At 58.1% G+C, this 7,950-nt stretch carries 7 protein-coding genes; 2 read left to right on the forward strand and 5 right to left on the reverse strand.

The annotated features are described in order from the left end of the window. From VN887_07290 to VN887_07305, 4 genes are all read right to left on the reverse strand, one after another. On the reverse strand, positions 1 to 943 hold a 943-nt coding region (locus VN887_07290; GenBank protein HXT39810.1), incomplete at its 3' end, for a hypothetical protein. Further along, positions 940 to 2,391 (reverse strand): trypsin-like peptidase domain-containing protein, encoded by a 1,452-nt coding sequence (locus VN887_07295; protein HXT39811.1) that lies wholly within the window; start codon positions 2,389 to 2,391, stop codon positions 940 to 942. The genes VN887_07290 and VN887_07295, both read right to left, overlap by 4 nt. 356 nt (positions 2,392 to 2,747) lie before the next feature. Further along, the gene (locus VN887_07300) at positions 2,748 to 3,425 is read right to left on the reverse strand and encodes an RraA family protein (GenBank protein ID HXT39812.1); all 678 of its coding nucleotides are present in this window, start codon (positions 3,423 to 3,425) and stop codon (positions 2,748 to 2,750) included. Between the two features lie 19 nt (positions 3,426 to 3,444). Further along, complete coding sequence (locus tag VN887_07305; protein HXT39813.1) at positions 3,445 to 3,888, reverse strand: nucleoside-diphosphate kinase; 444 nt, start codon at positions 3,886 to 3,888, stop codon at positions 3,445 to 3,447. A gap of 159 nt (positions 3,889 to 4,047) precedes the next feature. Between VN887_07305 and VN887_07310 the strand changes: the two genes are divergently transcribed. Next, positions 4,048 to 5,544, forward strand: coding sequence for a YiiX/YebB-like N1pC/P60 family cysteine hydrolase (locus tag VN887_07310; GenBank protein HXT39814.1), 1,497 nt, complete (start codon positions 4,048 to 4,050; stop codon positions 5,542 to 5,544). A 158-nt stretch (positions 5,545 to 5,702) separates the two neighbouring features. Beyond that, positions 5,703 to 6,716: a GDP-mannose 4,6-dehydratase gene (gene gmd / locus VN887_07315; GenBank protein ID HXT39815.1), complete on the forward strand. Its 1,014-nt coding sequence runs from the start codon at positions 5,703 to 5,705 to the stop codon at positions 6,714 to 6,716. 30 nt (positions 6,717 to 6,746) lie between these two features. Here the strand turns inward: gmd and VN887_07320 are convergent, their stop codons facing one another. Then, a complete protein-coding gene (locus tag VN887_07320; protein HXT39816.1) occupies positions 6,747 to 7,685 on the reverse strand; it encodes a GDP-L-fucose synthase in 939 nt (312 codons plus the stop codon). Between the last annotated feature and the right edge of the window lie 265 nt (positions 7,686 to 7,950).

Genomic DNA, 7,950 nt, shown 5'->3' on the forward strand with positions numbered 1-7,950 from the left:
GATCGCCGGCCCATTTGTTGCGCGTCGAAAGATTCTCGAGCAGAAGGTGGCCGTAGTCCGGGTCCACGTAATCGCCCTGCATGTCGATGTCGAAGCCGTCCACTTGCAGCAGGATGTCACGCGGCTTGAGCACCGGTTGAGTGCCCGGCTTCGCTGGGACGTCAATCACCACAACGCCGCGCCTTTCCCCTTCGAGCCCGAGGTAATCCAGGGTCTCCGGGTTTTCGGCGGGCTGCCAGGTGAAATCAAAATAGCCGAGGCCGGGATACCGGCCCTTTTTTCGCGCGGCAATGATCGAACGAACAAACGGCGAAGGGAGCACCTGCAACTGGTTTCCCGACTGGCCGAACACGAGACCGATCACTTTGTTTCCGATGATGGCAGGCTCCGACCAGCCGACGCCGTCGATTTCCGAGTTCAGCTCAAGCTGCACGTGCACGGCGTCGCTCATGTTGGCGCGGCTGACGGTGAAACGGTTGAACTCGGCCTTGCGCACTTCAAGATTTCCCGCACGCCAACGGAGAATCTGGATGTCCCCGTCCTTCTTCACCGGGTCGGCCAGCGTGACGGGCTTGAGTCCGCTCCAGAACCGGTCCTCCGCGCTGGTAATGACGGCCAGGTTGGCCGGATAGTCCGCCCACTTGACTTCGGCATTCCACCACTGGCCGCGCCCGCCCTTCTGCACGCGGACAAGCGTTCGGCCATCAAGGCTGTCGGCGGTGGTGAGAATTTCGCGCGGTCCGACAAGCAGACCGGTTTTGACGACGGTCTGAACGCGTTTGGTCCAGGGTTGAAAATAATCGTACTGCTTGCGATTGATTTCGACGCTGACGAGCGAGCGCTCCCAGTCGCCAGTGGCTTTCCTGGCGGGCTCGCCGCCGCGACCTGCAACGGTCGCGACCAACAGAAAAAACGAGAAACCCTTGGCGCCGGGAGAGTTCATAGCCGGCGGTCACGGGGGACGCTGTAGGTTTTCAGGATTTCCGCCTGCGCGGTTTCGGCGGCGGCGCGGTTCAGCGTTTCGAACGCGTGATTGGGAACGTATTCGATGACGTGATGCGTGTTCGTTGCGGATTCAAAGGCGCGCACTACATCTTCGAGCCGGTTGATACGCACGCCGTTGATTTTGTCCACCAGCGCGTGATGGGAGATCTTAAAATTCGCGTTGACCGGATGCGCCAGCGTTGAAGCGAGCACCACGGGCTCGAGCCGCGCGCTGTCCGGCGTCTCGTTGCGCCGGTAGTATAACTCGTAAATCAACTCGGCATTGGCCGAATCGCGCCAGCCCTGTCCGAGGGTCTTCATGTAATCAAGGCTTAGCGGAGTGAACACGAGTCCGGCATAGACAAAATAACGCGGGAGCACGTCGTATTGATTCCCCACGGATCGGTCGCCTTCATAGACGTTCATTGGCAGCGAAATTTCGGTCTCCTTTCCCTGCCGCCAGATTCTCAGTGGCAGACTCTCCCCGCGCTGGGCGGTTTGAAACGCCGCCGACGCGGAAACGCGGTTCCCTTCGTACAACACGGTTCCATCGCTGGCGACGTCGTACTTGCCCACGCGCATCAGCACGTCGTCCGGCTGGATCAATTTCTCCGTCGTCGCGATCGGCAGCAGGCTGTCCACGCGCGCTCCTGCGTCGTTGTCCGGAAGTTTCAAGTACCGGCGGTACGCGGGATTCTGCAGCGGCACCACACGGATGCCGGCCATGGGAAAACCGCCATAGCGGCCGTCTTCGATGTCCCTAAGAAAGTGCTGAATGACGGGCGGCGGGATGAAGAAGCCGGTGTTCTCGAGGCCGGGCATTCCCTGGAACGCGACGCCGACGACGAGATCGTCCTGCAAGACCGGGCCGCCGCTGTTTCCTGGATTGATCGCGGCATCTGTCTGAACGGTGAGGAACGCGCGATTGCTGCTGTGGGCGTAGTTTTGCAACTCGATCCGCGACACCACCCCGCGTGTGTAGGAAATCTGTTCGCCTCCGGCCGGGTAACCGCAGGTTACGACGGACGAGCGGACCGGGGGCAGATCACCGAACCTGAGGGGTTCAAGACCGCTGAAGAAGCCTTCGTCCTCGACCTCGAGCAGGGCGAGGTCGCAGTCGTGCGCGACAAATTTCACGTGCGCGAGGTAGGGACGGGGATCCTGGTAGCGGTGCACCAGTATCTGTCGGGCCCAGCTCACCACGTGGGCGTTGGTCATGATGCGTTTGCCCTTGATAAAGAAACCCGAGCCGCTGCTGCGACGGACGGGATCAAACCGCCAGGGCGCATCCCAATCCGGCTGCTGGCTGAAGGTCATGATCTGGACGACGGACCGTTCGGGTTCGGCGCCCTGAACCTTTGCCGCGAAAACTGCCACCAGGAAGACGCAGAAGAGCTTCTTTGGCACGCGGCGAAAATGCGGAGCCGATGTGGAATGGTCAAGCAATTACGAAATCGACGGTGGGAAAAGACTGCCCGAACCCCCGCTCGTCCGAAACACTTGACGACTTGACGGAACGATGGCTGGTTCAGATTGAACCGCAATTCGCATAAGACTTGTTATGACGAGTCCTGCCATAGGCTTCGGTGACCTGATGGTGTTTATTGCCGTATTGATTCTAGTGGCCGCTTTTCTGATGGTTGTTCACTCCTTCATCCGGCGCGTTGAATCCCAATCAGACCTCGATGGGAACAAACAGGACGGCGACACATCCTCAAAGGAGGTTTCGCCTTCCTCGCCTTCCAAGTAAACCTGAAGCGGCCCTAATCGGCTTCCACTCGCCGCTTTAATTCCTCCAGCGAGAAATCCGCGGCCTGGCAGTGCGCGATGATGCGCTGCTCGCGTCGGGCCACGTTCTCCGCAGCCTCCGGAATCTGGCGCGCGATATTCGCCGGGACGATCAACACACCATGTTGGTCCGCATGAATCAGATCGCCGGAGCAAACGGTCATTCCACCGACTTCGACTGGCGATCCGAAATCGACCAGATGCACCCAGGCGTGGGAGACACAAACGCTCCGGGCAAAATACTGGAAGCCCAGCGCATGAACTTCGTCGAGGTCGCGCACATGGCCGTTGGTGATGACGCCAACACAGCCCAGACGCCGGTGTATATTGGTCTGGACCTCTCCAAAATAGGCGCCGACACCCGGCGGTTCATCGAGGTCCTGCATCACGACGACGCGCGGCTCCGGGAATTCCAGGATGCGCTTCCAGAAATCGTGGCGTGACGCGGGTTGTACCCCCGGTTCTCTGGCGGCAAATCGCGCGGTCACGGCATAACCGACCATCACCCCGAACTCCGGAAACAGGCTCCGTATCTCAGGTGACATAAAACCCCGGTTGCGCGGACGTACGTCAAACAGCTCAATGGCGTTTGAAACCGTCGGTGTGCTCAGTTTCCGCAACGCGTTGAGTTCGTCAGGCGAAAGCTTCATCATCGTCGGGCCGGTCGCGTGCCTATCCGAACCAAAGCTTGATTTCGCGCCGGGCGGAGCCTGGCGAGTCGGCCGCATGAACGAGGTTGTATAATCCCCTATCCTGGGAATCGGCAAATTTGATCGTGTCCGAACTGAAATCACCGCGGACCGTTCCCGGTGGCGCCGCCGCCGGTTCCGTCGAGCCGATCAACGTCCGCACCTTCGCGATGGCGTTCACACCGCAGAGGACAAGAGCGAGGACGTTTTTTCGGGCCAGATAACGGGTGTTCCGGTCGAATGCACGGGGGTTTTTAGATTTCAGATCGGCATAGTGCTTTTCAACCATCAAAAGAGAAGGCGTGGCCAGACGCGCGTTGCCAATCCTCAAGCCTGCGGATTCGAACCGACGGATGACTTCCCCGGCCAGGCCGCGCTCCAGCGCATCAGGTTTAATAAGCACCAAGGTTTCTTGAACGTGGTTCATGGTCTTCGTCCCGGCCGGATTGTAAATTTGATTGCCTCGATTGTAGGACGGCAGCCTCGCTGCGCAAGCTTTCGTATGATCAGCTTGAGTTTCCGCGCCATTCATGCAGACTGCCGCCGCGGCAATCGCCTGCGTGATTCCGGGAAAAGCCTTCGACGAATGAAGCCAACCAGGACCGGATCCATGTTCATGCGGAGACTTTCGGGATTGGCAGTCTCACTGATGGTTTTTTACCTGTTGCTTCTCATTCCCGACCCCGACCCTGTCCTGCCCGCGGGCACAAACCAGACGCCGTTCGCGTGGAACCGGGACGCCTACTGGGCGTCGCTCGAAACGCAATTCAAGGACGCACGCGCCGTCGGGTGCGACAGCCTTGCCGGAGGAATCGACTCGGCACTTTTGAAAGCAATCCGTTTGATCGATGAAATCAGCGCGGAACGACGTGCTCCCGACGACCCAAAATTCGGCCTGCTCGAAACGAACCTGCTCCAGCTGGCGCCGATGATTGGTGCCTGCTCGAAACGACTGCCCGACTTTGCCCGCCTTTTCAACCGGGTGCGTGTTGCCGTAAAGAATCAGTCGAAGCATTGGGACATGAATTCGGTCGAAGCCCGGCAGACGACGTATCGCCTCATTTACGGCGGGCGGGCCGCGCTTGAAGAATTGATGTTACAAGCGCCGGACAAGGCCTGGCCGCCGATCGTCGATGGCGGGGATGAACCATCGCAAACCCCTTCCGTCGAGATTCTAGGGGTAGCCCTTCACAGTGGAGACATCCTTGTCTCGCGTGGCGGCGCGCCGACGTCCGCCTTGATCGCCCGGGGCAACGATTTTCCCGGGAATTTTTCGCACGTCGCGCTTGTTCACGCGGACGAAAAGAGCCGTGGCCTTTCAGTCATCGAAGCACACATCGAACGAGGCGTGGTGGTTTCCTCGCTTGCAGACTATCTGGCCGACAAAAAGCTGCGCGTCATGGCGCTGCGCCTGCGGGCCGATCTGCCCTTGCTGTTGTCCGACCCGCAGTTGCCGCACAAGGTCGCTTCGTGGGCGCTTCAGGAAGCAAAGAGCCGCCATATTCCTTATGATTTTGAAATGAATTACCACGACCACGCGAAACAATTCTGCTCGGAAGTCGCTTCGGCGGCTTACGAACGGGTGGGAATCCGGCTCTGGATGGGGATTTCACACCTGTCGTCGCGGGGGATAACAACGTGGCTCTCTGCTTTCGGTGCGAAATTTTTTGAAACTCAGGAACCTTCGGATCTGGAGTACGACCCGCAGCTCTCCGTCGTTGCTGAATGGCGCGACCCCGGCGTGCTGTTTCAGGACCACGCCGACAACGCAGTGATCGACGTGATGCTTGAGGGTGCCGATGCCGGGGAACAACTGGGTTACCCGCGGCTCATGCTCCCGTTCGCGCGGTTGGCAAAAGGATACAGCCTTGCGATGAACGTGTTTGGGCGGGCAGGTCTCATCCCCGAAGGCATGAGCGCCACTGCTGCGGTGAGGCACAAGGCATTTTCGAGAAGGCACGCCGCAATCAAGGCGCGCCTGCTCGTGCTGGCCGATGGATTCAAGAGGCGGAATGGCTACGCAGCTCCCTATTGGGAGTTGGTCAAACTGGCGAGAAAGGCGAAAAATGAAACGAAGTCTTGATACGGTCAGGGACGTCCGCCGTGAACCGGCGCGATCCGGCGGCGGAGAAGCATTTGCCCGCTGGTGGTAAACCGGCGACTCAATATTCATCGGGCGAGCTTCCGCCTTTCCATGCTTGCTATCGCGCGCGATCTTTTCAAATCTCTTCCCCACGCAGCATGGCCAAAAAAGCGCTGATCACCGGGATTACCGGCCAGGATGGATCCTACCTGGCCGAGTTGCTATTGTCCAAGGGCTACGAGGTTCACGGTATCATCCGGCGGGCGAGCACGTTTAACACAGGGCGGCTGGATCCGATTTACGCCGACCCCCATGCCAGCCAGTCCCGCCTGTTTCTGCATTACGGCGATCTGAGCGACGCAAGTGCGCTGGCGCGGTTGATCGGCAAAATCCAACCGGACGAGGTTTACAACCTGGCCGCTCAAAGCCATGTGCGGGTGAGTTTCGACAGCCCTGAATACACGACTGACATTACCGCCACGGGCGCAGTACGACTGCTGGAGGCTATTCGAGAGACGGGTATCAAGCCGCGGTTTTATCAAGCTTCGTCCAGCGAAATGTTCGGGAAAGTGCGCGAGATTCCACAGACGGAGAAAACGCCCTTTTACCCGCGCAGCCCCTATGGATGCGCGAAAGTGTATGCCTATTGGATCACTGTCAATTACCGGGAATCCTACGGGTTGCACGCCAGCAATGGGATTTTGTTTAATCACGAATCGCCGCGGCGCGGCGAAACTTTCGTCACGCGCAAGATTACCCGGGCAGTCGCCCACATCCAGGCGGGTTTGCAGACCAGGCTTTATCTCGGCAACCTCGACGCGAAGCGCGATTGGGGCTACGCAAAGGAATATGTCGAAGCCATGTGGTTGATGCTCCAGCAGGACCAATCGGATGATTACGTCATTGCCACCAACGAGACGCATTCAATACGAGATTTTCTGGATGCCGCTTTCGGCCACGCGAGCCTGGACTGGAGGAAGCACGTGGAAATCGACCCGCGCTATTATCGGCCTGCGGAAGTGGAGGTATTGATCGGGGACTACAGCAAGGCGAAACGTAAATTGGGTTGGGAGCCGGCGACGAAATTTGCCGATCTGGTCCGGCTGATGGTGGACGCGGACATCAAGCTCCTCAAGGACCATCGAGAAGGCCGGATCAAGGTTGCGGGTTGATGGAACGCCTGCCGGTCGGCTTCCCGCAGGTCATTTTTGCGGCGGCAATTTGTTCAAGAAATCCTCGTAAGCCAGGCGAATCCCCGTTGCGAGGTCGATCTGAGGCTTCCAACCCATCGCGAACAGACGCGAACTGTCCATTAACTTTCGCGGGGTGCCATCGGGCCTGGATTTGTCCCATGCGATTTGACCACGGAACCCGACTATTTGCCTGATCAACCCGGCGAGTTCTCTAATGGTTACGTCATGGCCATAACCCACGTTGATGAACTGTTCCTCACTGTAGTTCTGCATGAGAAAAACACAGGCGCGGGCCAGGTCATCCACATAAAGAAACTCGCGCAGCGGTGAACCTGTGCCCCAACACGTGACCATCGAAGCCTTGGCAGCCTTTGCTTCGTGGAATTTTCGTATCAACGCGGGCAGGACATGCGAGGTTTCGAGGTCGAAGTTGTCGTTCGGCCCATAAAGGTTGGTGGGCATCGCACTGATGAAGTCACAGCCGAATTGTCGGCGATAAGCCTGGCACAATTTTATGCCCGCGATCTTGGCGATGGCGTACCATTGATTGGTGGGTTCCAACGACCCTGTCAGCAGGGAATCCTCTTTCAGCGGCTGTTCGGCCATCTTGGGATAAATGCAGGAGCTGCCGAGAAAAAGTAGTTTTTTCACCCCGGCCTTGTATGCGCCGTGGATCAGGTGGTTTTGAATCTGCAGATTCTCATAAAGAAAATTGACGGGCTCCGAATCGTTGGCTTTGATCCCTCCCACCTTTGCTGCGGCAACAAATATGTATTCCGGTTTCTCCATCAGGCAGAACTGCTCAACCGCCTCCGCGCGCAGAAGATCGAGTTCGGCGCGTGTTCTGCCGATTAGATTAGCGAAGCCCTGCCGTGCCAATTCCCGCCAGATCGCACTTCCGACCAAACCACGATGACCAGCCACGTAGATCCGCGATTCCGGCGTCATGATCATGCGCGAGACTGTGACGAATAAATCGCCCGCCTACAAGTTGGGTCTCCCGATAAAGTTTCAGGCCAATAATCGGACACAGATGACCAGTTTGAGGACACTCATTCTGATTCGCGAATCAACGAGTTCCGTAACACTCGCGATTCTGTAGAAATTGACCATGGTATCGACTGTGCTAGCCTATACGTGTTCGCACGGTTGCAGAGGGCAATAAGTGGACGAAAAATGTATTCATCATAACCCGCCTTCTGCGTCGTTCACG

It is taken from the genome of Candidatus Angelobacter sp. (assembly GCA_035607015.1).
Classification (GTDB): Bacteria; Verrucomicrobiota; Verrucomicrobiia; order Limisphaerales; family AV2; genus AV2.